At 40.0% G+C, this 23861-nt stretch carries 23 protein-coding genes and 2 pseudogenes; 9 read left to right on the plus strand and 16 right to left on the minus strand.

Features of this window, described 5'->3' with window-relative positions:
• Positions 1–481: 481 nt before the first annotated feature.
• The gene (locus P4S65_RS04310) at positions 482–1027 is read left to right on the plus strand and encodes a gamma carbonic anhydrase family protein (protein WP_337119645.1); all 546 of its coding nucleotides are present in this window, start codon (positions 482–484) and stop codon (positions 1025–1027) included.
• Here P4S65_RS04310 and P4S65_RS04315 read toward each other — a convergent pair.
• Together P4S65_RS04315 and aroE are read right to left on the minus strand one after the other, a co-directional pair.
• Entirely contained in the window at positions 1019–1273 is a 255-nt protein-coding gene (locus P4S65_RS04315) for a DUF1488 family protein (protein ID WP_004335144.1), read from the minus strand. The two genes, P4S65_RS04310 and P4S65_RS04315, sit on opposite strands and share 9 nt — an antisense overlap.
• Positions 1270–2092 (minus strand): annotated as a pseudogene (aroE, locus tag P4S65_RS04320) (shikimate dehydrogenase). Before aroE ends, P4S65_RS04315 begins: the two are co-directional and overlap by 4 nt.
• A 53-nt stretch (positions 2093–2145) precedes the next feature.
• Between aroE and P4S65_RS04325 the strand changes: the two are divergent.
• Positions 2146–2583 (plus strand): group II truncated hemoglobin, encoded by a 438-nt coding sequence (locus P4S65_RS04325; RefSeq protein ID WP_004335148.1) that lies wholly within the window; start codon positions 2146–2148, stop codon positions 2581–2583.
• A 62-nt stretch (positions 2584–2645) separates the two neighbouring features.
• Here the strand turns inward: P4S65_RS04325 and hemF are convergent, their stop codons facing one another.
• The 6 genes from hemF to P4S65_RS04355 form a co-directional block, all read right to left on the minus strand.
• Positions 2646–3596 (minus strand): oxygen-dependent coproporphyrinogen oxidase, encoded by a 951-nt coding sequence (gene hemF / locus P4S65_RS04330; RefSeq protein ID WP_337119646.1) that lies wholly within the window; start codon positions 3594–3596, stop codon positions 2646–2648.
• 1 nt (position 3597) lies between these two features.
• A complete protein-coding gene (locus P4S65_RS04335; protein WP_337119647.1) occupies positions 3598–4161 on the minus strand; it encodes an L-threonylcarbamoyladenylate synthase in 564 nt (187 codons plus the stop codon).
• Between the two features lie 25 nt (positions 4162–4186).
• A complete protein-coding gene (locus tag P4S65_RS04340; RefSeq protein ID WP_337119648.1) occupies positions 4187–4762 on the minus strand; it encodes a DNA topoisomerase family protein in 576 nt (191 codons plus the stop codon).
• A 114-nt stretch (positions 4763–4876) separates the two neighbouring features.
• The gene (locus P4S65_RS04345; protein ID WP_007377627.1) at positions 4877–5350 is read right to left on the minus strand and encodes a DUF494 family protein; all 474 of its coding nucleotides are present in this window, start codon (positions 5348–5350) and stop codon (positions 4877–4879) included.
• 1 nt (position 5351) lies between these two features.
• The gene (gene dprA / locus P4S65_RS04350; RefSeq protein ID WP_337119649.1) at positions 5352–6443 is read right to left on the minus strand and encodes a DNA-processing protein DprA; all 1092 of its coding nucleotides are present in this window, start codon (positions 6441–6443) and stop codon (positions 5352–5354) included.
• Between the two features lie 31 nt (positions 6444–6474).
• Complete coding sequence (locus tag P4S65_RS04355) at positions 6475–7596, minus strand: LysM peptidoglycan-binding domain-containing protein (RefSeq protein WP_033031144.1); 1122 nt, start codon at positions 7594–7596, stop codon at positions 6475–6477.
• Between the two features lie 118 nt (positions 7597–7714).
• On the opposite strand from P4S65_RS04355, the gene def reads away from it, so the two are divergent.
• From def to trkA, 4 genes are all read left to right on the plus strand, one after another.
• Entirely contained in the window at positions 7715–8221 is a 507-nt protein-coding gene (def, locus tag P4S65_RS04360) for a peptide deformylase (RefSeq protein ID WP_007377631.1), read from the plus strand.
• 21 nt (positions 8222–8242) lie between these two features.
• The gene (fmt, locus tag P4S65_RS04365; RefSeq protein WP_008138058.1) at positions 8243–9196 is read left to right on the plus strand and encodes a methionyl-tRNA formyltransferase; all 954 of its coding nucleotides are present in this window, start codon (positions 8243–8245) and stop codon (positions 9194–9196) included.
• Entirely contained in the window at positions 9189–10484 is a 1296-nt protein-coding gene (rsmB, locus tag P4S65_RS04370) for a 16S rRNA (cytosine(967)-C(5))-methyltransferase RsmB (protein ID WP_033040320.1), read from the plus strand. The genes fmt and rsmB overlap by 8 nt, the downstream gene beginning before the upstream one ends.
• Positions 10485–10560: 76 nt before the next feature.
• Positions 10561–11937: a Trk system potassium transporter TrkA gene (gene trkA, locus P4S65_RS04375; protein WP_007377634.1), complete on the plus strand. Its 1377-nt coding sequence runs from the start codon at positions 10561–10563 to the stop codon at positions 11935–11937.
• Between the two features lie 76 nt (positions 11938–12013).
• Here trkA and P4S65_RS04380 read toward each other — a convergent pair whose 3' ends face one another.
• From P4S65_RS04380 to P4S65_RS04415, 8 genes and pseudogenes are all read right to left on the minus strand, one after another.
• Complete coding sequence (locus P4S65_RS04380) at positions 12014–12229, minus strand: calmodulin (protein ID WP_007377635.1); 216 nt, start codon at positions 12227–12229, stop codon at positions 12014–12016.
• A gap of 100 nt (positions 12230–12329) precedes the next feature.
• Positions 12330–12542: a calmodulin gene (locus tag P4S65_RS04385; RefSeq protein ID WP_007377636.1), complete on the minus strand. Its 213-nt coding sequence runs from the start codon at positions 12540–12542 to the stop codon at positions 12330–12332.
• Between the two features lie 138 nt (positions 12543–12680).
• On the minus strand, positions 12681–12893 hold the full coding sequence (locus tag P4S65_RS04390; protein ID WP_337119650.1) for an EF-hand domain-containing protein: 213 nt from the start codon (positions 12891–12893) through the stop codon (positions 12681–12683).
• 466 nt (positions 12894–13359) lie between these two features.
• On the minus strand, positions 13360–14013 hold the full coding sequence (locus P4S65_RS04395; RefSeq protein WP_033031142.1) for a flagellar brake domain-containing protein: 654 nt from the start codon (positions 14011–14013) through the stop codon (positions 13360–13362).
• Between the two features lie 43 nt (positions 14014–14056).
• Positions 14057–15508: a TrkH family potassium uptake protein gene (locus P4S65_RS04400; protein WP_337119651.1), complete on the minus strand. Its 1452-nt coding sequence runs from the start codon at positions 15506–15508 to the stop codon at positions 14057–14059.
• 96 nt (positions 15509–15604) lie between these two features.
• A complete protein-coding gene (locus P4S65_RS04405) occupies positions 15605–16219 on the minus strand; it encodes a YigZ family protein (RefSeq protein WP_007377640.1) in 615 nt (204 codons plus the stop codon).
• A gap of 87 nt (positions 16220–16306) precedes the next feature.
• Positions 16307–17629 carry a Xaa-Pro dipeptidase gene (gene pepQ, locus P4S65_RS04410; protein WP_007377641.1) on the minus strand — a complete coding sequence of 441 codons (1323 nt, stop codon included), beginning with the start codon at positions 17627–17629 and terminating at the stop codon, positions 16307–16309.
• A 266-nt stretch (positions 17630–17895) separates the two neighbouring features.
• Positions 17896–19780: pseudogene (locus P4S65_RS04415) on the minus strand (transglycosylase SLT domain-containing protein).
• A gap of 193 nt (positions 19781–19973) precedes the next feature.
• Here P4S65_RS04415 and fadB point away from each other — a divergent pair.
• The 3 genes from fadB to tusA all read left to right on the plus strand — a co-directional run bounded on the left by fadB (position 19974) and on the right by tusA (position 23860).
• Entirely contained in the window at positions 19974–22133 is a 2160-nt protein-coding gene (fadB, locus tag P4S65_RS04420) for a fatty acid oxidation complex subunit alpha FadB (RefSeq protein WP_337119652.1), read from the plus strand.
• 4 nt (positions 22134–22137) lie between these two features.
• A complete protein-coding gene (fadA, locus tag P4S65_RS04425) occupies positions 22138–23307 on the plus strand; it encodes an acetyl-CoA C-acyltransferase FadA (protein WP_024597185.1) in 1170 nt (389 codons plus the stop codon).
• Between the two features lie 313 nt (positions 23308–23620).
• Complete coding sequence (gene tusA / locus P4S65_RS04430; protein WP_004335190.1) at positions 23621–23860, plus strand: sulfurtransferase TusA; 240 nt, start codon at positions 23621–23623, stop codon at positions 23858–23860.
• The last annotated feature ends 1 nt before the right edge of the window (position 23861 follow it).

Here is a 23861-nt window from a genome sequence, read left to right on the forward strand (position 1 = left end):
GTCACTCAGTTTTCAATTGAGACTCTAATTTGTTTGCCTCGCTACCTAAGTAGCTTGGCTGTTAGAACTCAATCTGTACGAGTGCCCACACAGATGATTGCTTTATATTGTTAAAGAACGTTTTGAGTCGCTTTAGCGCCTCAAGGGATGCGAATAATACACCCTTTATTTTTTTAGTCAATACTTAGTTTTAAACTTTCTTTCGATAATTTAAAACCGAAGTTTTATTTAACTCTCTGAGTAGTTTGTGCCTTGCTATGCTTCGGCGTTTCCCGTCTCAGTGGGGTCGCATTATAGGGAGAACAGATTTTTACGCAAGCACTTTTTTAAAGAAAAAGTAAAAAAAGATGCTGTTCGGTCAGTATTTGAACTAAACACCCTGAAACTGATAGTTTTGTAGCCAAACAGTGCACTGTATGGTACAAAAATCACCTTGCTGATACACTCAAAGCTAATAACTATTATCTAAAAGGTACTAAATATGGCAATCCGTTCTTATAAAGGTATAACACCTTCGTTTAATTCGTCTGTTTATATTGATGAGTCATCGGTTTTGGTTGGTGATATTACTTTAGATGATAATAGTAGTGTGTGGCCGTTAGTAGCTGCACGTGGTGATGTTAACTATATACGTATTGGTAAGCGCTCCAATATACAAGATGGCAGTGTATTGCATTTATCTCGTGCAACTAAAAGCAACCCTGATGGTTATCCACTAATTATAGGTGACGATGTAACTGTTGGTCATAAGGTAATGCTGCACGGATGTGTATTAGGAAACCGTATACTAGTAGGTATGGGCGCTATTATTATGGATAACGTGGTTGTTGAAGACGATGTAATTATAGGTGGCGGCTCTTTAGTACCACCAAACAAACGTTTAGAGTCTGGTTACTTATATGTAGGAAGTCCGGCTAAGCAAGCCCGCCCTCTTACAGAGCAAGAACTTGCCTTTTTAAAAATATCTGCCGATAACTATGTGTCACTTAAAGATGAATACTTAGCTGAAATGGCTAACTTAAGTTAATAAGCTTACTTCAATTTGGCCTGCCGAGTTATAGCTTTCTTCTTCGATAAGCTCCTCGGCACGTTCTTCATAATCAAAACGATATTTTTCAAAATACTCTGTTGCATGGCTTTCGTCTGTTAATTTAAGTGTATTTACTTCTATTACACACTCCACCAGCATGCCACTAACTTGTGCAAAAAATACTAACTGATGATCAGGCTCTCTAAACTCTAGCCTATCTATAAATTGTATTGCCTGATTCATTTAAGCGTTCCTTGTTTGAGCGCATCAACAATGGGAAGTATTTTTGGCATTTTATTACGCCATACATAATATGCTTGAGCAGCTTGGCCAACTAGCATGCCACTGCCATCTAAAAGCTTAGCGTTAATATTATGCTGTGCAACCCAATTCATAAAAATGGTATTTTGCAGTGAATAAAACATGTCATAAGCGACTTCACAGTTAGTTATGTGTTTTTTATCAAGTGCTGGAAGTTCGTTATTCATACTGCTAGAGGTAGAGTTTATAATTAGTGAGTAATCGCTTACTGGTAAATCATCAAAGCCAAAGCCAGATACTGGCCCATATTGAGTAAACAGCTCTGCGAGTTCTTTGGCTTTTTGCGCTGTGCGATTAACTATTATTATTTCCTGTGGGTTATGCTCTAACAAAGGTAAAATAACCCCTCGAGCAGCACCGCCCGCACCTATGATTAAAATGCGTTTATTAGTTATGGCTACTTCATTTGCAAGTAAATCATTTACAAAGCCCACACCATCGGTGTTATCACCGAGTAATGTGCCACCGTCTCGTTTTTTTAAGGTATTAACAGCCCCTACAATTTTAGCTAATGGCGTAAGCTCATCAGCCATTGCATAGGCTTGCTCTTTAAATGGCATTGTAACGTTAGCACCCACACCACCTTGCTCAAAAAAGACAATACTGTTTTTTCAAAGTTATCGATAGGTGCTAATATTGCGCGATAGTCGATTTGCTCACCCAGTGATACAGCAAATTGTTTATGTATCGCGGGGATTTTGAATGTTTAATTGGATTTCCAAAAACCGCATATTTGTCCATTTTAAAGCAACCTCTTTGCAGCTATACACTGCCTATTAACGATGATAAATAATATGATTAAACGACTTTTTTCTAAATCTAAGCCAGCTCCCGAGCAGCAGGCTCCTACTCCTGAAAAAACACCGTACGAAATAATAGGTGGAGAAAAAGGAGCGCGCGCTATCTCCAATCGATTCTACGACATAATGGAGTCAGATGAATACGCTAAACCGTTATATGATATGCATCCTCTGCCATTAGATCGAATTCGCCAAGTATTTTTTGAATTTTTATCTGGTTGGTTAGGCGGGCCAAACCTATTTACAGAAAAACATGGCCAGCCAATGCTACGTAAACGCCATATGCCTTTTACTGTAGATAAAGCATTGCGCGATCAGTGGATGTACTGCATGAATAAAACGCTAGATATAGAAATAGACAATCCATTGTTACGTGAAGGATTAAAACAATCATTCTCTCAACTAGCAACGCACATGATCAATCAGCATTAAATTTGTATTTAGCACAATGCAAAAAGGCGCTAATTAGCGCCTTTTTGATTACTGTGTAATTGTTATAATTGCCATTCTCTGGCTATCAACTCACTTGGTTTACTAGTTAGCCACTCTTGCGGGCGTAAGTAATACTGATATAGGTTAGCTTCTGGGCTACTTGGCTCTGGTTTATAGTTATATTCCCAGCGTGCAAGTGGTGGCATAGACATTAATATAGATTCTGTACGCCCGCCACTTTGTAGCCCAAACAACGTACCTCTATCCCATACTAAATTAAACTCTACATAACGTCCGCGGCGATAAAGCTGAAAATCACGTTGTTGTTCTGTGTATTCGTCATTTTTGCGACGTTCAATAATCGGTAAATAGGCATCTAAAAATCCATTACCCACCGATTGCATAAACGCAAAACTCTTTTCAAAACCAAGTTCGTTTAAATCGTCAAAAAACAAACCGCCTACTCCGCGCGTCTCGTCTCTGTGCTTTAAATAAAAATACTCGTCGCACCATGTTTTATATTTTGGATAAACTTCACTACCAAATGGCGCACAAATGTCGTGAGCAACTTGATGCCAATGCTGTACGTCTTCTAATACTGGATAAAAAGGAGTGAGATCAAACCCGCCACCAAACCACCAGATTGGCTCTTCGCCTTCTTTTTCGGCTATAAAAAAGCGCACATTGGCATGACTTGTTGGTACATGAGGGTTTTTAGGGTGAATAACTAACGACACACCACACGCATGAAAGCTACGTCCTGCAAGCTCTGGTCTGTGTGCTGTTGCTGAACCAGGCATTGAAGCGCCAAATACATGAGAGTAATTAACTCCACCTTGCTCTATTACAGTGCCATTTGTGGTTACACGTGTGCGACCACCACCGCCTTCTGCTCGCTGCCAGTTATCTTCTATAAATTTAGCACTGCCATCTGCAGCCTCCAAACCTTTGCAAATAGTGTCTTGCAAAGCCATAAAGTATGCTTTTACTTGATCTAATAATTCGCTTTGCATATTAACCTCTAAATATTTTGCCCGTCATGGCGTCTTTTATTGTGCTTGGTTGAGTATTGCCACCTAACGCCTCGTCAACGTAAAAGCCAACTTGTTCTGCAAATTGCGCTTTGGCTTGCTCAATACTAATTACCGTTTCTTGACCGGTTAAGTTTGCACTGGTTGATACTAATGGCTTACCAAACTCTTGGCACAAACGCTTTACTGTTGGATGGTTTGTTACTCTTACCGCGATGGTATCATACTGCCCTGTGAGCCATTTAGGCGTATTTTCAGATGCAGGCATAACCCATGTAATTGCAGCAGGCCAACTCGAAAAAATATCAGCGCGTTTATCCATTGGTATTTTTGCATCAGCTACGTATTTTAATAATTGTCCGTAGTTATCTGCGATTAAAATAAGCCCTTTTTCAACCGGGCGCTGCTTAATAGCTAATAGTGCCTCAACGGCTTGCTGATTATCTGGATCACAACCTAAACCATATACAGCTTCTGTTGGGTATAAAATAACTTCGCCTTGCGTTAAGCATGTTATTGCAGTGGGCGTATTTGAAAGGTCTGACAAAGTAGTCTCCAGATATAATTAAACGTTATTCAGTTGGGGTGAGCTTATGCATGCAGCTTTTTTGTGGGCATTGCAATAATATGCCGTTTGCCATATTTCTTTCTATGACGATAGGCCAGTCACATTCAGGACACGGATGTTCAACCGGTTTATTATTAAGCGTGTATTTACAACTTGGGTAGCAATCACAAGAATAAAATACTTTACCAAACTTATTACTGCGCGCGACTAAATGACCTTTTTTGCATTTAGGGCAACTAGGCAAAGTATCTTCGCTTTGCTTTTCTTCATTTTCGTTAGCAATATAATGACACTCTGGATAACCCGTACACCCAATAAACATACCATAGCGGCCATTTTTAACCACCAGCGGTTTGCTACACTCAGGACATGCTGAACCTTCTAATATCTTGATTTCGTTACTGTCTTGGTGTGCCAGCGGCCTAATAAAGTCGCATTTTGGATAACTTGCGCATCCTAAAAAAGGGCCTGATTTACTATTGCGGATCACTAACTCTGAACCACACTGTGGGCATATCTCGTATTCTTTTTCGAGGGCGTGCTTGTTCGCCGAGAAAAGCGAATGGTCGATTTTACTCATGGTGATCCTAATAGGTTGGTGAATTTTCGCCTAATATACCCAAACCACTTAAAGATACAAGCAATGCCGTGCTTATCCTTTTAAGTAATTTGAGTACAATCAAGATAATTATCTCTAATGAAGAAGTTCGCTGGGTTCATCAAAAATCAAATCTTCCATTTGCTCATATGCCTCTTCAGAGCCAGGAACGTTAAACAAGATCATAAGTACAATCCATTTTAAATCCTCTAGGCTTATAGTTGCTTTATCGAGAGAGGCTAAACAGTCCATTACCATTTCACGAGTTACATTATTGATTACGCCTATTTGCTCAATAAACATTAAAAAGCCACGGCATTCAGCACTGAGCCTTTGGCATTCACTATCGGTAAATATACGCACAGCATCTTTAGGGTTAGTAATAAGATAAGGAGACTCGTCGCTGTGTTGTAAATCGGCTAATTGCTCTAACCAATCGAGTGCTTTAAATATCTCGGGCTTATGAAAGCCCGCACGCAGTAGCTCATCGGTTAACTCATTTTGCTCTGCAAATATATCCGCTTCGCTATGAATGTAATTTTCAAAAAGATACAAAAGAATATCAAACATATTACCTTCCTGCGCTTAACTTGATGTAACCATCTAACACTCGCTCAATCTGATCGTCTAGCTCTAAATCGAGCAACCTGCTAAGTACTTTATCTATTGGCCACTGCGCACGACGCACAATGTCATCTACACTGGTTACTTCAAAGCCAATACTATTTAAAACCTCACATTGAGAATTGGCTTGAATCGGCTGCTCTTTATTACATACATTATGGTCGTAAGTGAAACTCACCTCATCAAGAATGTCAGCCACGTTTTCTACCAGCTTAGCACCTTGCTTTATTAAAAAGTGACTTGCCTGCGCTAACGGGTTTTTAATAGAACCCGGTATTGCAAATACCTCTTTATTTTGTTCAAGCGCATAGCGTACTGTAATTAACGAACCACTTTTAATTTCAGCCTCAACAATAAGCACTCCTAACGATAACCCAGAAATAATACGATTACGACGCGGAAAGTTATGCGCATGAGCAGCTGTGCCTGGTAAAAACTCACTCACCAGCAAACCGCTTTCTAAAACTTGGTCTGTTAATAGTTTATGGCGTTTGGGATAGTAAATATCAACCCCAGTACCAAGCACCGCTATGGTTTTCCCCGTACCAGCAAGAGAGCCTTTATGTGCGGCACCATCTATTCCCCGCGCCATACCTGAAGTAACTGTAATACCCGCCAAAGTTAACTCGTATGCAAATTCTGAGGCTATTTCAAGCCCGGTAGGGGTAGCATTACGGCTGCCAACAATTGCAATTTGTGGCGTTGATAATAACGAGACATCTCCCCTGCAAAAGAGTAATAAAGGCGCACTGGCAATCTGCCGGAGATCTTCTGGGTAAAGCGCATCAAAAATACAGACAACAGTAATGTTGTTCAGCGCTATTAATTGCTCATAATGACTGACTTGTTGCCAATTGGTGTTGAGTAAATTACTCGCTTGATTAGCGGTTAACCCAAGCTGTAAAAGCTTGTCATGAGATAAGTCGAATAACGACCCAAGGGAATAGTTTGTAGATAGTGCTAAAAGGGTTTTTATACCCAACCCTTTACACATATAAAAGGCAAGCCAGTGGGCTAGATTGCCAGATGACTGATCCATGCACTCTCCTAGAGCACCGACTCGCTACTTCTTAATGAATAACTGCAATATCTCCAATGCGAATTGGGTGCTGGTTTTTAGTTATTAATGCATAACTTACTTTGTCATACACTTTAAAGACAATTAGCTCACCAACTTTTTCTTTAGGCATAGTCCAAACGGTACTGTTTTCGTCTGCTTCTAAGCCTAAAAACTCACTGGTGTCTGATACCAGTTTTTCAAAGCTACTGGAGTCTTCAGGATAACGAGGCCCTCGCCGTCCATCAATTACACCTGGTGATTGACGTTCAATATCTAATATGTGACCTGGTTCTACTTGTTGTTCTGAACCTAAGTTTAGCACCACAATGTCCATCGTGCTGAATTCCCTACTGTGATTAGCAGAAGCAATGACCGCACCTTCAACAGGCTGTTTAGGTCGGTGCATATTAAAGTATGCTGGCAACATTTGTCCCTGCATTAGAGGTAATAAAAAATCGCCTTGTTTAATTTCACGCTTAACCGACTCAACCCTTACTGAAGCTGGCACACCGTTGGTGATATCCCCTCGCCTAAATACACGTACCACCCCAACAAAGCTTGCTTTATTAGCTAGTGCAGTATTTGTTTTAGGATCAACATAAGGTTCGCCTTTATGGTAAATGGCGTAAGCCTGATTTAATTTTAAATCACCATTTATATATAAAATATGGCCCAGTGTCTGTGTTTTAGTATTTTGATTTGCGCCCAAAACATATGGCTTATTATCTATCTCGTCGCTATTAATTGCTTGCTCATACGTCAAGTAAGGTTTAATTAGTTCAAGTGGCAATGTTGTAACTGCATTTTTACCTTTAGGGGTAATACGCCCCTGCGGAGAAAGCTTTCTGTATGCTTTATTTATCACTAAACGAGGTTTTCCGTCTGCATCGTAAACTAATGTTAGCGCATCCCCTGGGTAAATAAGATTTGGGTTGTTTATTTGAGGATTCATTTGCCATAATTCTGGCCATAGCCAAGGTTTATTTAAATAAATACCAGAGATATCCCAGAGCGTGTCTCCTTTTTTTACAACATACTGTTTTGGCGCGTCTTTTTTTATTTCCAACACATCTGCAACTGCCGGAAAAGCAGCACTTAATGCAAGCATGATTGCAACTAACGGGGATCTCATTGAGCTTCCTTGTATTGTTTTTTCATTATTATTGCCCAAAACCTGTTAAAGGTGAACGTGAATGGCTAAAATAAGAGCATACAATACCCTAAATTAAGCACAAGTGAAAAAGGTAACTATGGCTAGGTTAGAAGTTTTAAGATTTCCAGATGAACGTTTACGTACAATAGCAAAAGAAGTTGCTCAAGTTGACGATACAGTACGCCAAATTGTTAAAGATATGCTGGAAACTATGTATGATGAAAATGGTATAGGGCTTGCTGCTACACAAGTAGATATCCATCAACGAATTGTTGTTATTGACGTATCAGAAGAGCGTGATGAGCCACTGGTATTAATTAATCCACAAATCATCAAAAAAGATGGCTCAACTATTAGCGAAGAAGGCTGTTTATCAGTACCTAACTCGTATGCAAAAGTTGACCGCGCAGAAACAGTAACAGTCTCTGCACTTAACGAAAACGGCGAAGAATTTGTACTAGATGCAGACGAACTGCTGGCCATTTGTATTCAACACGAACTAGATCACCTTCAAGGTAAGCTATTCATTGATTACTTATCTCCATTAAAGCGCCAACGTATTCGTAAAAAGCTTGAAAAAGAAGCCAAGTTTGCAGAACAGTAATAAGCACCTTAGGAAAACTCAGTGACTCAACCATTACGCATTATATTTGCCGGTACGCCGGATTTTGCCGCACGTCATTTACAAGCGCTAATACAAAGCGAACATCAAATAGTGGGGGTATATAGCCAGCCAGACCGCCCTGCCGGTCGTGGTAAAAAATTAAAAGCCAGTGAAGTAAAAGCGCTAGCGCTTGAGCACAACTTACCGGTTTTTCAGCCACAGTCATTAAAAAATGATGAAGCACTAGCAGAGCTAACAAGCTTAAATGCCGACATTATGATTGTTGTAGCGTATGGCTTAATTTTACCTAAAGCTATTTTAGAAGCTCCACGTTTAGGTTGTTTAAATGTGCATGGTTCTATATTACCGCGCTGGCGCGGTGCTGCACCTATTCAACGCGCAATTTGGGCTGGTGATGAACAAACCGGCGTAACAATAATGCAAATGGATGAAGGGCTAGATACCGGCGATATGCTACATATAAGCCGCTGCCCTATTAGCACGACAGAAACTAGCGCTAGTTTATATACCAAGCTTGCTGAGCTAGGTCCAGATGCGTTAATTGAAACCATTAATAAATTAGCTAATGGTGAGATCACGCCTGAACCTCAAAACGATGAACTTGCTAACTACGCTAAAAAGCTTTCTAAAGAGGAAGCTAATATAGACTGGTCCATGAGTGCGCTGCAAATTGAGCGAAACATTCGCTCTTTTAACCCATGGCCTGTGTGCTTTACTCAAATGAGTGGGCAAACAGTAAAGATTTATCAAGCGCAGGTTACCTCGCAATCAGGTAATCCTGGGCAAATTTTATCAAGCGACAAAAATGGCGTAGTAGTGGCGTGTGGTGAACATGCTTTATGTATTACGCAATTACAACCGCAAGGTAAAAAACCAATGGCAATTAACGACTTTTTAAATGGTCGTAGTGACTGGGTTACCCCTGGCACAGTATTAGGCGAAAACAATGAGTAATGTTCAAAACGTACGAGCGCTTGCCGCTGAAACTTTATATAACGTAGTTGATAAAGGCGCTTCGCTTAATCAAGAACTGCCATTTGCTAGCCAAGGCTTACCACCAAAAGACAAAGCGCTACTACAACAAATTTGTTATGGCGTTTTACGCTACTTACCTAGCCTTGAAAACTACTGCCAACATTTAGTGGAAGATCCACTAAAAGGTAAACGCAGAATATTTCAATTTTTATTATATGTAGGTATTTATCAACTACAACACATGCGTGTACCGCCGCACGCAGCAATATCTGAAACTGTAAATGCACTTGCTCAATTACGTGCTTTAGGTTTAAAAGGGCTTATTAACGCTATATTACGTAGTTTTCAACGCCAGCAAATTGAGCTTGAAGAAAAAGCGAAGCTTATCCCTGTGTGTTTATACAACCACCCTAATTGGTTTATCAAACAAGTAAAAGAGGCCTACCCAGATAGTTGGGAAGACATACTTGCAGAAAACCAACAACAAGCACCTATGTGGTTACGTGTGAATCAAGCACAATATAGCACGCAAGAATACAGCGATATGCTAACGGCGAACGATATTGAACATACCTTAAATCCTGACTTTATAGACGGTATTAAGCTCGCTAAACCACGCGATGTATTTTCCTTACCAGAGTTTGATACAGGTGCATGTTCAGTACAAGATGCCGCAGCACAACTTGCAGCACGCTTTTTAGAGCCTAAAGCAGATGACACTATTTTAGATGCCTGTGCAGCACCTGGCGGAAAAACCTGTCACATATTAGAACTTGCTGACGCAGACGTACTTGCACTCGATAGCGACTCAACTCGACTTGAACGTGTTAAGCAAAACCTTACCCGTATTGGCTTAGGTGCAGACTTGCAATGTGGTGATGCCTCGCAACCACATACTTGGTGGGACGAAAAATTATTTGATCGTATTTTGCTTGATGTGCCTTGTTCGGCCACTGGTGTAATTCGCCGCCACCCTGACATAAAATGGTTACGTCGCGCATCAGACATCGAAGATTTAGCTAAGTTACAAGGTGATATACTCAATAGTATTTGGCCACTTTTAAAACCAGGTGGTACATTGGTATACGCTACATGTTCGGTTCTTCCACAAGAAAATCAGCAACAAGTAGCTAAGTTTTTAGCTAATAATGACGATGCAGAGCACATTCCTCTGCATGACAAAGACACCGTTACAATGCCAGGGTTACAGCTACTACCAGGCGAAAGCGATGGATTTTATTACGCTAAGCTAGTTAAAAAAATCTAAAATTAATGAACTGTAAATTAGCCATTTTTATAATTTAAAAATGGCTCTTAATTGCTACTTATAACACGGGTAAATAATGAAAATAATCATACTCGGTGCTGGCCAAGTAGGCGCAACACTCGCTGAGAATTTAGTAGGCGAACAGAATGAAATTACAGTCGTTGATATAGATGGTAACCGATTACGTGAACTTCAAGATAAGTACGACTTACAAGGTGTAGTAGGACACAGTGCGCATCCTGATGTATTACGTCAAGCTGGAGCTGAAGACGCCGATATGGTTATTGCAGTAACCAGTTCAGATGAAGTAAACATGGTTGCATGCCAAGTGGCGTACAGTATTTTTAAAACGCCCACTAAAATTGCCCGTATTCGCTCAGAGCAATATTTAAAATACCGCGAGAAACTTTTTCAGAACGACGACTTGCCAATCGATCATTACATTGCCCCAGAAGCACTCGTGACCAAGTACATTCGTCGCTTAATCGACTACCCTGGCGCATTACAGGTATTGCAGTTTGCCGATGGCATGCTCTCGTTAGTTGCAGTGAAAGCCTATTATGGCGGTTTACTCGTCGGTTATGCATTGTCTGCACTTAAAGAACACATCCCTAATGTAGAAACCCGTGTTGCCGCTATTTACCGCCAAGGTAAAGCAATCAAACCACTAGGTACAACGGTCATTGAAGCCGATGACGAAGTATTTTTTATTGCCGCTACAAAACATATACGCGCAGTAATGAACGAACTACAAAAACTTGAACGTTCTTACAAAAAAATTATGATTGCGGGTGGCGGTAACATTGGCGCGGGCCTTGCCCGCTCACTTGAAAAAAACCACACTGTTAAATTAATTGAGCGTAGCAAAGAGCGTGCTGAGCAACTCTCAGAAATGCTAGATAACACAGTTGTATTTTGTGGTGACGCATCAGATCAAGAATTACTCTCAGAAGAGCATATTGATCAAGTTGATGTATTTATTGCCGTAACCAATGACGATGAAGCAAATATTATGTCAGCCATGCTTGCAAAACGTATGGGCGCACAAAAAACAATGGTACTTATTCAGCGTGGTGCTTACGTTGATTTAGTACAAGGGGGAGAAATAGACATTGCCATATCTCCTCAACAAGCCACCATTTCGGCATTACTAACACATGTACGTCGTGGCGACATTGTTAACGTCTACTCATTACGCAAAGGTGCAGCAGAGGCGATTGAAGCGGTAGCCCATGGTGATGAGAATACATCAAAGGTGGTTGGCCGTGCTATTGCAGATATAAAACTTCCTGCAGGTACAACGATTGGGGCAATTGTACGAAATGACGACGTACTCATTGCTCATGACGACACCATTATTATGTCAGGCGATCACGTTATTATGTTTTTAATCGATAAAAAACACATTAATGTAGTAGAAAAACTATTTCAGGTAAGTGCTATATTTTTGTAGTCTTATGACGTATAAAAAGCCGCTGGCGAAGGCGGCTTTAATCGTTGATAATCGCGTGTTAATTATCATTTTAGAGTTACTGTACTTTTGCAAACTCTTCTTTAGAAAGCTCACCATTCCCGTCAGTGTCTAAGTCATCAAATAATTTCACTAACTGCGCGTTAACTTGCGCTTCTTGCTTGGTGATAACCCCGTCACTATCGATATCAAAAGAGGCAAAATCAACGGCGGCATACGCAGCTGACGACGATGCTAAAATGATGACGGCCAGTGTTGTGTTTAATGTTTTCATAATAATTTCCTAAATAATAAAGAGGAAGTCCTTTTCAAAGATCCCTGACTGTGAAAAATGTTTAATCTGAAAAAGATTAATTAACCTGAACTCTGGTTAACTAGTAATTAGCGAACTCTTCTTTAGAAAGCTCACCGCTACCGTCGGTATCTAGCTCGATAAATTCAGCCATTAAATCGGTGTCGACTGCCGCTTCACTTGGGCTAATTGTGCCGCTACCATCTATATCAAGGCTATTAAAGTCTGATGCTGCAAATACAACTGAAGAAGACGCTATAGCTATAAGTGCCAGTGCTTTATTTAAATGTTTCATAGTTTAATCCTTCAATGTTCTATCAAAAAAGTTGCTTCGTTTAGCTTAAACGTAATTTTTCACTTCCTTGTTACCCTCTTTCGTAAGCTCCTTGCCTACTTAGGTTGTCTGTGGCAACTCAGGATAAATACTTGTTAATTAAGCTTCTGAAAATTCTTTTTTTGATAACTCACCATTTTGGTCAGTATCAAGTTCTGAGAACATGCTCATTAACTTTGCATCTACTGATGCTTCTGCTTGGCTAATTGTGCCACTGCCATCTACATCAAGTGTATCAAAATCTGTTGCAGCAAAAGCGGCTGAAGAAGATGCTAATGCAATAAGTGCTAGTGTTTTATTAATGCGTTTCATAATATGTATCCTTCAAATTTATGTGTGTGCGATTAAGGTGTCTTACTTTAAATCACGCTTAAGTTCAGTACACCATGACTATTACAACTTAGGTGCCAACTTTTAAAAGCTGTTATTTTTCATTTGGTTAACAGTATAAAATCGTGATATGGATAAATTTCAAGTGTTTTCCTGTTGCTTTTTAGCAACACAGCGATATGAAAAAACAAAATAGACAATAAAAACAAGAGGTTAATTTAGATTAAAAAACCACAAATTATGAATTTAGATATTTTAGATGAGGTTTAAAGCAAAAAATTAGCTTTATTTGGGTTGGGTTTATTACATGAAATTAGATTACGGTAATCTTTTATTATTTTAAGTTACTGTTTTATATTATTTATTTAATTATTAAAAATAATAACCAAATAATTTTCATCTATAAAGCAGGCAATCGCTATTTTGTTGCAAAATAGCGAAATCTCTTTTAACCGACTTCGAATTCGAGCATGGAGGGATCAATAAAGTGCTCTTTCATAAAGGTATTCATTTCATCTTCACTGGCTAATAGTTTAATACCACACCTGATCCCCGCATCATGCTCTTTAACACTACACACCTCGCCTTCAAAATTTTGCGCACTGCTATCTAGCATAATAGTACATTGCATATCTTTTATACTTTCAAGCTCTTTATTACTTCTAACATCAAACATAACTCCCGTTAATGAGATATCTTTAATAACACCTTCGAGTACTCTGTCGTCACTTAGTTTTAGCTTTGCAGGTAATAAAGTAGGGATACGCGTTTGCGAACGCAAACTAAATAACTGAACCTGCTCAGGAAAGTTTATAAAAATAAGCCGAGCCGGATGAGAAGAAATAGACATAATTTTCTGACGAAACGCAATTACTTTCCCACCGCTGCCTTCTATTAAAGCCCTCACGACAACGGTTATACCGTCACGTAAATAATCACTTGCCGCAGGTAAGCGTTTTGAGCTTGGATAATTTAAAATAATAAATTTATCATCAAGTAATCCCACCATCTCAGTCTTAATACGTTTACTACTGGTAGGCGTTAAAATTTCTAGATCGACCAAGCTGCCAATAATTATATTATTAAGATTGCTTATTGGCATATTCTCTCCCTTGTAATGTATTTTTTAAATAAAACAGTTAGCTTTATCCACGCCAAAACGTTGGCGTAAATAACACAAGTAAAGTAAATATTTCTAACCGGCCAAACACCATCGCAATAGTAAGTAACCATTTAGCGCCATCAGTTATCGCGCCATAATGCGATGCTACATCACCCAAACCTGGACCTAAATTATTTAAACAAGCAGCAGTGGCAGAGAACGCCGTTATGTTATCCATACCCGTGCCCATAAGCGCTAACATAATAATAATAAACACCAGCGCATAAGCAGAGAAAAAGCCCCACACAGCTTCTACCACTTTATCTGGCAACGCCTTTCGACCCAACTTAATTGAATATATAGCACGAGGATGCACCAAACGATTAAGCTCACGCACGCCCTGCAAATAAAGTAAAAATACGCGAACGACCTTCATACCACCACCGGTAGAGCCTGCACAGCCACCAATAAAGCTCGAAAATATAAGTAAAATAGGTAAAAACAAAGGCCATGTTGAAAAGTTATCAGTAGCAAAGCCTGCCGTTGTACTCATTGATACTGCTTGGAATAAAGCCTGATCGAGGGTTTCGTCGCCATTAGCATATATTTCATTTGACGAAAGCACCGTAAAACAAATAACTACAAGTGCAAGCTGAATGCATAGGAAAACTTTAAATTCAGGGTCACGTAAATAAACTCTTACGTTTCGGCTCGATACAGCGGCATAATGTAGCGAAAAATTAATTGCAGCAATAATTAAAAAGAATACACAAATAAAGTTAATGACAGGGCTATCAAAGTGACCTATCGATGCGTCATAAGTAGAAAAGCCGCCTATCGCCACTGTAGAAAATGCATGGCAGATAGCATCAAACCAGCTCATTCCTGCCGCCCAATAAGCGAGCATACATGTCAACGTAAGCGACACATAAATGTACCAAAGATGCTTAGCTGTATCAGCAATCCGTGGAGTCATTTTTGAATCTTTTACCGGGCCTGGAATTTCAGCGCGGTACAACTGCATACCACCCACGCCTAACATAGGCAGTATAGCGACGGCGAGTACGATTATACCCATACCGCCAAACCACTGGAGTTGCTGGCGATAAAACAACACCGATTTGGGTAAATACTCAATACCGGTAAGCACTGTAGCGCCTGTGGTTGTTAAGCCAGAAAATGCTTCAAATACCGCATCAGCGAGCGATAAATTCGGTTCTTGTAAAAATATAAGCGGTAACGATGCAAATGCCCCAAGTACCAACCAAAACAAAACAACAATTAAAAAGCCTTCACGTGCTTTTAAGTCACCATTTTCATGACGGTTTGGGTAATAAGCCATCATGCCAATAACAACACTAAAGATAAATGCTAAAACAAAAGGAACACCACCACCGTCTTTATATATTAAAGACACCAGTGCTGAGGGCACCATGGTAATACTAAACAGCGCAACGAGTTGGCCAAGAATTTTTATGATGGTACGAAATTGCATTTAGCTTATCGCTTTTATTATTAGTAAATTCAGGTTGAGTAGTATCAACCAAATTAAATAGAGTGAATATGCATTACATGCAATTTGTGTAGGTTATTACTCTTTAATCGTTAACTCAACTGCGCCGTGACTTAAATCAAAAATATCTTTGATTGCTTGCTGCGCTTCGCGGCTATCTATTGTAATCACCCATTCAATATTAGCAGTAAATTGCTTATCAATATTAAGCACTTGATACTTTGTTTTTAATAACTGCTCAATCGCGCCTTGCATGCTGTACTCGCTACTCCCTGTAATTTCAACACTGGGAACTTTAAGCACTGTTTGCAACTTCACTAACGCATTGTTTAGTGAGCCACCATAAGCACGTACTAGTCCGCCAGTGCCTAATTTTATGCCGCCAAAGTAACGTGTGACGACAGCTGTGATTTCGCCAAGGCCTGAACCCACCAGCACATTTAACATAGGCTTTCCTGCAGTGCCATTTGGTTCACCATCGTCCGAAAAACCATAAACATGGCTGCCACCGGGGTTGCCTGCCACATGTGCCCAACAGTTATGACGCGCATCGCTATACTTTTCTTCAATGCTTTTAATAAATGCTTTAGCTGAATTTAAATCGGGGGTGTGTGCAATGTGAACTATAAACGTACTTTTTTTAATTTCTTCTTGATGAAAAACGTCAGCAGCAGGGTATTTATATTCAGACATATTTTAAACTTGTAAAAAGGGGCCAAAAGGCCCCTTTAAATAATGTACGTATTTTAACGTGTATAAACTAATTGGTGTTAACTAGAATTAATCGAGCGCTAAATCTCGTGTCATATTTTCTAGGCTATCTTCGTGAACAATAATGTTATCTTCAATACGAATGCCGCCAAATGGTTTAAATGACTCTACCTTTTCCCAGTTAATAAACTGCTTATTATCGGTTTGTGCTAAATCACCAAGCAGTGAATCAATAAAGTATAAACCAGGCTCAATAGTAAACACTTGGTTTTTTTCGATCAGGCGAGTACAACGCAAGAACGGATGCCCTTCAGGCGATGGTTGATGTGTGCCCTTTTCGTCACTCATAAAACCGCCCATATCATGCACTTGTAAACCAAGGTGATGCCCTAGTCCATGCGGGAAGAAAGTAGAGGTAATTTTACGCTCAACAATTTCTGTCGCGGGTAGGTTAACAATTTTAAAGTCACTGAGTATTTGTGCGATACGGTTATGGCATTCAACGTGTAAATCACCATAAAGCATACCCGGCTTTAAACCTTTACCTAACTCGATTTGTTGAACTGTCATCGCTTGTACAAGCTCAGCAAACTCACCTTGCTTTTTGAAATCATACGTACGAGTAATATCAGCGGCATAACCATTAAAGTTTGCACCGGCATCAATTAAAAATGAGTTATGAGTGTGTGGCGCTTTTGGATCAAAGTGCGTGTAATGCAAAATAGCGCAGTTTTCGTTAAGCGCAACAATGTTGCCGTACGGCATTTCATTTTCGCTTTGGCGTGTCGCCATTAAATACGCTTGCTGAATGTCGAACTCGCTACCACCATTAAAAAATGTATCGCGTGCAGCTTTATGCCCATCTACTGCAATGCGGTTAGCGTTGCGTAAACATTCAAGTTCGTACTGCGTTTTATAAGCGCGGTGGTAATGAAAATAGTTAAGTACAGGCTCAGGGTTCATAATACTAAAACCAAGGGCTTGCGCTACTTCAATGTATTCACCCATGTAAGCATATTTAGCTTTATCGTATGGTAATAACTTTTCTACTTGATCAGGCTGAAGTAGTAGCTCTATATCAAAGTACTCGGCCCAAAAGTCGCGAGGCTCGTCTGGCACTTTATGCCAAAAATCTACTGGACGGTAAAATATGAGTTTTGGCTTGTCGCTGCCATTTACCACAATCCAGCAATGAGGATTATCAATAACCGGTAACCATGCTTTAAACTGTGGATTAACTTTAAATGGATAATACATATCATCTAAAAACTGGCGCTTAGCTTGGCCTGAATGAATTACTAATCCTTCTAACCCTTCGCTATTACAAATTGTACGAGTACGCTGTTGCAGTGTTGCAATATGTTCGGCGTATAAAACGGCTAATTTATCCATTGTTAATCCATCTGTTAAATTTAACTTGCTCTGAGTCTACCACTTATACCAATTGCATTAAATTAATGATCTATTATAGCGATAAGAAAATAGCTTAATAACAAGGCTAAAATTATGATACATAGTTGTTCTATATAAATAATTTTTAACGTAGTTATTTAATGCGCTAGAATGATCATGTTTTAATAAAATTGGTATTATCCGCAAAGCGCTCAAAAAAGGGGTATCTAGCATGTAAATATCCCCCCACTTTAAACTTATATTTACTAACCGCCCATTTTCATTTGAAGCAATGGCGCGAGAACATTTCCTTCTCGGCCCATTCTAGTATGGTAAACCTGACGATACGCAAACACATTTTTTACATAATCACGGGTTTCACGATACGGAATAAGCTCCACCCATAATTCAGCCGGAATAGCCTCATCAGGTAGCCAGCGTTTAACGCGGTGATACCCTGCATTATATGAAGCCGTTGCTAGTATTTCGTTGCCATGGTTCTTCTTTTTTAAATACTGTAGATAACTGGTACCTAACCTAATATTTGTTTTAGGCTGATATAATCGATTACTCGACACACTGCCTTTATTTACATATTTGGCCGTACTTGGCAATAATTGCATTAAACCACGTGCATTAGCGTGAGAGCGTGCATCAGGGGCAAAAGAGCTTTCACGCCTTGCAATAGCAATACTCCACGCCACATCTATTTTGCTGCGTTTACTGTAGCGTTCAAATACATCTTGAAACGCAAACGGAAAACGTTGCTCTACGTTATCCCACGCTTTAATTTTTGCTAAAGTAAAAATAGTACTGTCGTGCCAGCCCAAGTCTGTAGATAGTTGTGATGCAGCTAGCTTTTCTTCATCACTAGAGGTATCAGTTAAGTAATTCCACTCACGGCGAGCCGACGTGAAGCGCTCAAGATCATAAAGCGCTTTTGCTCGTTTAAAGCCTGGTGCATTACTAACGTTATCTACCAGTACCTTATCAACTATTAAAGGCTCATTATTTAAATCAACTGGCAACCCTAAGCGTGCGGCAGCTAAAAAGCCATAATAATCACGATTAGTCGCTACTTTTTTCCAAATATCGTCTGCTTTTTGCTGCTCGCCACGTTGTGCATAGCTATAAGCTAACCAATATTGCTGGCCGAGGCTTAAATTTTCTTTCCCTGTAAAAAATGCAGCAATCCCCTCCCAATCTTGGGTTTTGAGCATATTGCCCAATTGCCATTGAATAAGCTTGCTGTCTAGTCGCTCTTTTGGCACTTTATTTAGCCAAAAACTCGCTTGCTTATGCCCACTTGAAGCAAGTGACAACGCAAAGGTGTAATACACATCCGCTTTTTCTTCGTCGCTGTACTTAAATATTTTTTCTATCTTTTCCCATGCTTTTAAAGCGAGTGTTTTATCGCGCCAAACCAAACGCTTAACACCATAAATTGCTATTTGCCCTTCTTTAGCTGACTTTTTTTGTATCGATATAAACCAGCAGAAGCACTAGGGTCTCGACGCACCTTTAGATATAAATCAGCCAAGTAGCGCTCATTTTTAGGTAATAACGTTTTTAAGTAAGGTAATAAACTTTGCTTGCCACCTTCGGCTGCAAGCGTAATTCGCTGCCAAACAGTTTCTTTATCCATGTAACCTTTTTTACGCCACACTGAAAAAAGCCCGTCGCACTCTTGCGGTTGCGACTTTCCGACAGTCCATAGATCGGTTACTTGATTTAGTATTGCTTTTTCAGGTGCACCTAAATCAAGCTGAAAATCCAAATAAGTGCACGTAAGCTCTGTATTTGATGTTTCACGGTAATTATTAATATATGCCGCTTTTTTATTTTTCTTTTTTAAATACGCTAACCATGCTTTACGCACCGGCCATTCAAGGGGCGTATGCTGATAAATAGTTAAGTAGTTTTCTATTTCTGACTGGTATTTAATATTAGGATGTCGTTGCCAATACGTTTTTTCAACATACGGCTTTAACGGATGGTTAAGGTTACTAACCGCTTGTTTAAAATCTTGATAACTTCCATGACGGACTTTTTTTCAGCATCTAAAAATGCATCGTTATCAATACTTGCCTCGGCAGAATGAAGAGGGAAAATGAATGCAGCTGCCGCAATGCTTAATAAATATTTTTTCATAATGTCCTTTAATAAAAAATTAAAGTAGTGAATAAAAACTTTTCAACCACCTTAGCACCAAACCAGCTATATTTTAACCAGTCGATTGTAACCGGGTTAAATTTTTCGTTGCATTTTTAATTTAAAGCAAGCACACTGATTGAAATGCAAACTCATCGTACCAGTCTTAGTTCGTCAACTAGGGAGAATAATAATGTTATATAAAAGCGATTCCTTTGAAGTTAGCTTCCTAAAGGAAAACATCGCCGAGTTTAAGTTTTGTGTTGCAGGTTCTGTAAACACATTATCTCAAAAAACTCTTTCAGATTGCGCAGCAGCATTAAAAGAATTAGCCGCCAATTCTGATATCAAAGGCATGATTTTTACCAGTGATAAAGAGCACTTTATTATTGGTGCCGACATCTTCGAATTTTTACCTACATTTACTAGACCTGAAGAAGAATTAGTAGTGTGGATCAAAAATGCGACCGATATTTTCGACGCAATCGAAGATTTACCATTCCCAACCCTAAGCGCCATAAACGGCTTGGCACTTGGCGGTGGTTGTGAGTGGGCACTTGCTACCGATTATCGTGTAGCAAGCGAAACAGCTAAAATGGGCCTACCAGAAGTTAAACTTGGCATAATGCCAGGGTTTGGCGGCACAGTGCGCTTACCACGCATCATTGGCGCCGATAACGCGATGATGTGGATTACCTCAGGTGCAGAAAACCGCGCAGCAGATGCACTTAAAGTAGGTGCGTTTGACGCAGTAGTTAGTGCTGACAAACTTTTAGAGTCAAGTCTATCAACACTTGAGTTAGCGATTGCAGGCAAGCTAGATTGGCAAGCAAAACGCAACGTAAAACTACAGCCACTTAAATTAAACCGTGTTGAGCAAGGCATGAGCTTCGCTATGGCAGAAGGTATGGTAATGGGTAAAACCAAAGGCCACTATCCTGCACCGGTTATGGCTGTACGTACTATTAAAGCAGCGGCAAACTGTACTCGCGATGAAGCAATGGCAATCGAAAATGCCAACTTTGCTAAATTAGCACGTACACCAGAAGCAGCTGCACAAACAGGTATATTCCTAGCTGACCAATACATTAAAGGCAAAGCACGTAAATTTGCTAAGCACAGCGATGTAGAAATTAAGCAAGCCGCTGTATTAGGTGCTGGTATTATGGGTGGCGGTATTGCATACCAGTCTGCTTATAAAGGTACACCTATTATAATGAAAGACATCCAACAAGATGCGCTTGATTTAGGTATGGGTGAAGCGTCTAAGTTATTAGGTGCAAAAGTTAAGCGTGGACACATGCCAATGGAAAAAATGTTGGCAACACTTAGCAAAATTAAGCCAACACTTAACGCGTCAGACCTACAAAGTGCCAACATTATTGTTGAAGCCGTTGTAGAAAACCCGAAAGTTAAGCAAGCAGTACTCGCTGATCTTGAAAAGACCATGCCAGAAGGCACGGTACTTACTTCAAACACATCAACTATTTGTATTGATTTACTAGCACAAGCGCTAGATAAGCCAGAAAACTTCTGTGGTATGCACTTTTTCAATCCAGTGCCAAAAATGCCATTAGTAGAAATTATCCGTGGTGCAAAAACCTCAGATAAAACAATTAATGCAGTAGTTGATTACGCGCTTAAATTAGGTAAATCGCCAATTGTTGTTAACGATTGCCCAGGCTTTTTTGTAAACCGTGTTTTATTCCCTTACTTTGCAGGTTTTAGCAAATTAGTGGTTGAAGGCGCTAACTTTGCAAAAGTAGATAAAGTTATGGAAAACGTATTTGGCTGGCCTATGGGTCCGGCTTACCTACTTGATGTTGTAGGTATTGATACAGCGTTCCATTGTACTGGCGTAATGGCTGACGGTTTCCCTGAGCGTATGGCGCGTGCTGATAAAGACCCTGTGACTATTTTTGCCAACGAAAAACGTTTTGGTCAAAAGAACAAAGCCGGTTTTTACAAATACGAAACAGATCGTCGCGGTCGTCTTAAAAAGTCTCATGACGAGACAGCAATTGAGCTATTAAGCCCAATTACAGACGCACCAAAAGAATTTGATAAACAAGAAATCATCGACCGTTGTATGATTCCAATGATCAACGAAGTGCTACTGTGCTTGCAAGAAGGCATTGTTGCCTCGCCGCAAGAAGCAGATATGGCATTAGTTTACGGTGTTGGTTTCCCTCCATTTAGAGGCGGCGCGTTCCGTTACTTAGATCAAACTGGTTTAGCTAACTTTGTTGCAGCAGCAGACAAATACGCTCACCTAGGTGCGATTTACCAAGTATCTGAGCAAACTCGCAAGTGGGCCGAAGAAGGTCGTGTTTTCTATAAGGTGGAAGGTTAATATCATGAATAATCCAGTAATTGTAGATTGTATCCGCACACCAATGGGTCGCTCTAAAAGTGGTGTATTCAAACATAAACGTGCAGAAGACTTAAGCGCACATTTAATGAAAGGCTTACTAGATCGCAACCCAGCAGTTGATCCAGCATCAATTGACGATATTTATTGGGGTTGTGTACAGCAAACATTAGAGCAAGGCTTTAACGTAGCACGTAACGCATCATTGCTTGCCGGTATTCCGCACAGCGTTCCTGCTGTTACGGTTAACCGTTTATGTGGCTCTTCTATGCAAGCATTGCATGACGCAGCACGCGCAATAATGACAGGCGCTGGCGACACTTACCTAATTGGTGGTGTTGAGCACATGGGTCACGTACCTATGACTCACGGCAACGACTTTCACCCAGGCTTAGCAACATCAATTGCACAAGCGTCTGGCTCTATGGGCTTAACAGCAGAATACCTTGCTACGCTTCATGGCATTAGCCGTGAGCAACAAGATGAATTTGCTTATCGCTCACATCAACGTGCACAAGCTGCAACTGTTGAGGGCCGTTTCCGTCGCGAAATTTTAGCAATGGAAGGTCACGATGCAGATGGTTCGCTTATCTTAGTTGAAGACGACGAAGTAATTCGCCCAGAAACAACAGTAGAAGGTCTATCAAAGCTTCGCCCTGTATTTAATCCTGCATCAGGTACGGTAACAGCCGGTACTTCTTCAGCACTTTCTGACGGCGCATCTGCAATGTTAGTAATGAGCGAAGAAAAAGCAAAAGAACTTGGTTTGCCAATTCGTGCGCGCATTAAAGCAATGGCAGTCGCTGGTTGCGATCCATCAATTATGGGTTACGGCCCAGTACCAGCAAGTAAAAAAGCACTTGCACAAGCCGGTATTACAATTGATGACCTAGGCGTAGTAGAACTTAACGAAGCCTTTGCAGCACAATCATTACCTGTAATGAAAGATTTAGGGTTAATGGATGTTGTTGACGAAAAAGTGAATTTAAATGGCGGCGCAATTGCACTTGGTCACCCACTGGGTTGTTCGGGTTCGCGTATTAGCACATCGCTTATTCACTTAATGGAAGACAAAAATGTACGATACGGTTTAGCAACTATGTGTATTGGTTTAGGCCAAGGCATTGCCACTGTATTTGAACGTGTTCAAGACTAATTAGCTTAAACATGTAAAACCATCTTGGTGATTAAAAAGGCGAACTGATTTTATTCAGTTCGCCTTTTTTATTAGCTTCATTTATAAAAACGTCCCTTTATCAAACAAGCATGTAACAGCGTAATTATGTGATCGGGCGTATTATTAAATAACGTGTTTTGCAGCAATAATGTTTCAAATGAAATGGGCATATTAAGATAAGTAAAATAGTTAAATTACACTTAAAATTGCGTTAAACTGCCAAACTTACTAATTGCTATACCTAAGCACTCGCGTACACAGCAATCACTTTAATTAAACAGGCCAATTTATTATGAGCTTTGATAATCCCGATCACCAATTAGATGCCATAGGCCTTCGCTGCCCAGAGCCAGTAATGATGGTACGTGCTGCTATTCGCAAAATGAATGATGGTGAAACGTTATTAATAACTGCTGATGACCCATCAACAACTCGCGACATTCCAAGCTTTTGTACGTTTATGGATCACACGCTGGTGGCTAAAGATGCAGAAGAAGCACCGTATAGATATGTGGTGAAGAAAGGGCTTTAAA

The organism is Pseudoalteromonas sp. B131b (genome assembly GCF_037162545.1).
GTDB lineage: Bacteria > Pseudomonadota > Gammaproteobacteria > Enterobacterales > Alteromonadaceae > Pseudoalteromonas > Pseudoalteromonas fuliginea.

Excerpts from the sequence above, each read along its gene's own strand:
- P4S65_RS04310 (WP_337119645.1), top strand. The coding sequence starts at position 482 with ATGGCAATCCGTTCTTATAAAGGTATAACACCTTCGTTTAATTCGTCT.
- P4S65_RS04315 (WP_004335144.1), bottom strand. The coding sequence starts at position 1,273 with ATGAATCAGGCAATACAATTTATAGATAGGCTAGAGTTTAGAGAGCCT.
- P4S65_RS04325 (WP_004335148.1), top strand. The coding sequence starts at position 2,146 with ATGATTAAACGACTTTTTTCTAAATCTAAGCCAGCTCCCGAGCAGCAG.
- hemF (WP_337119646.1), bottom strand. The coding sequence starts at position 3,596 with ATGCAAAGCGAATTATTAGATCAAGTAAAAGCATACTTTATGGCTTTG.
- P4S65_RS04340 (WP_337119648.1), bottom strand. The coding sequence starts at position 4,762 with ATGAGTAAAATCGACCATTCGCTTTTCTCGGCGAACAAGCACGCCCTC.
- P4S65_RS04345 (WP_007377627.1), bottom strand. The coding sequence starts at position 5,350 with ATGTTTGATATTCTTTTGTATCTTTTTGAAAATTACATTCATAGCGAA.
- dprA (WP_337119649.1), bottom strand. The coding sequence starts at position 6,443 with ATGGATCAGTCATCTGGCAATCTAGCCCACTGGCTTGCCTTTTATATG.
- P4S65_RS04355 (WP_033031144.1), bottom strand. The coding sequence starts at position 7,596 with ATGAGATCCCCGTTAGTTGCAATCATGCTTGCATTAAGTGCTGCTTTT.
- def (WP_007377631.1), top strand. The coding sequence starts at position 7,715 with ATGGCTAGGTTAGAAGTTTTAAGATTTCCAGATGAACGTTTACGTACA.
- rsmB (WP_033040320.1), top strand. The coding sequence starts at position 9,189 with ATGAGTAATGTTCAAAACGTACGAGCGCTTGCCGCTGAAACTTTATAT.
- trkA (WP_007377634.1), top strand. The coding sequence starts at position 10,561 with ATGAAAATAATCATACTCGGTGCTGGCCAAGTAGGCGCAACACTCGCT.
- P4S65_RS04380 (WP_007377635.1), bottom strand. The coding sequence starts at position 12,229 with ATGAAAACATTAAACACAACACTGGCCGTCATCATTTTAGCATCGTCG.
- P4S65_RS04385 (WP_007377636.1), bottom strand. The coding sequence starts at position 12,542 with ATGAAACATTTAAATAAAGCACTGGCACTTATAGCTATAGCGTCTTCT.
- P4S65_RS04390 (WP_337119650.1), bottom strand. The coding sequence starts at position 12,893 with ATGAAACGCATTAATAAAACACTAGCACTTATTGCATTAGCATCTTCT.
- P4S65_RS04395 (WP_033031142.1), bottom strand. The coding sequence starts at position 14,013 with ATGCCAATAAGCAATCTTAATAATATAATTATTGGCAGCTTGGTCGAT.
- P4S65_RS04400 (WP_337119651.1), bottom strand. The coding sequence starts at position 15,508 with ATGCAATTTCGTACCATCATAAAAATTCTTGGCCAACTCGTTGCGCTG.
- P4S65_RS04405 (WP_007377640.1), bottom strand. The coding sequence starts at position 16,219 with ATGTCTGAATATAAATACCCTGCTGCTGACGTTTTTCATCAAGAAGAA.
- pepQ (WP_007377641.1), bottom strand. The coding sequence starts at position 17,629 with ATGGATAAATTAGCCGTTTTATACGCCGAACATATTGCAACACTGCAA.
- fadB (WP_337119652.1), top strand. The coding sequence starts at position 19,974 with ATGTTATATAAAAGCGATTCCTTTGAAGTTAGCTTCCTAAAGGAAAAC.
- fadA (WP_024597185.1), top strand. The coding sequence starts at position 22,138 with ATGAATAATCCAGTAATTGTAGATTGTATCCGCACACCAATGGGTCGC.
- tusA (WP_004335190.1), top strand. The coding sequence starts at position 23,621 with ATGAGCTTTGATAATCCCGATCACCAATTAGATGCCATAGGCCTTCGC.